The organism is Paracoccus fontiphilus, assembly GCF_017356265.1.
Lineage (GTDB): Bacteria > Pseudomonadota > Alphaproteobacteria > Rhodobacterales > Rhodobacteraceae > Paracoccus > Paracoccus fontiphilus.
In genome coordinates this window covers 1-527 of sequence record NZ_JAFNAW010000184.1, presented here as the reverse complement: position 1 = coordinate 527, position 527 = coordinate 1, and the positions used below count along the sequence as shown (strand labels likewise).

The 527-nt window shown below is 61.1% G+C and carries 1 protein-coding gene; it reads right to left on the bottom strand.

The features are described from left to right. Window positions 1–352: helix-turn-helix domain-containing protein (locus tag J0F76_RS20780; protein ID WP_242690494.1), on the bottom strand; the 352-nt coding region annotated here is incomplete at its 3' end. Between the last annotated feature and the right edge of the window lie 175 nt (window positions 353–527).

The following is a 527-nucleotide window of genomic DNA, read 5'->3' as shown; positions in this document are numbered from 1 at the left end:
CCGCATCCTGCATCCACTTGCGCAAGGTCTCGCGCGACACTGTCAGCCCGTGACACTCCGCCAGCTTCTCGGCCGCCAAGGTCGGGCCGAAGTCGGCATAGCGGTCCCGAATGAGCGACATGGCAGCCTCCCGGATCGTCGGGGCGATCCGGTTGTTCGATGCCCGTCCACGTGCCTGGTGCCGGATCGCCGCCGCGCCGTCAGCCCCGAACCGCTTCAGCAGCCGGTGAACCTGTCTGCGGCTCAGGTCCAGAACATCCGCCGCACTCACGGCTGACATCTGACCTTGCAGCACCTGGCTCAGAACCTCGACCCGGTTCAGTTCCCGTTCACTCATCATCACCCATCCCATGTCTCGGCTCCCAAGGATCGACACGATGCTCATCCAGGGGAGTGTGACATTCCTGAATTGCAGAGGTGAGACATTTTAACTTTGCGGTGCAGGCTCCATTCTGAATGCACCAGTCCTGCAGGGCAGGGTTTGTCATGGTGCCTCCAGTCTTATCAGTTCATCTCGAAACGCTTCG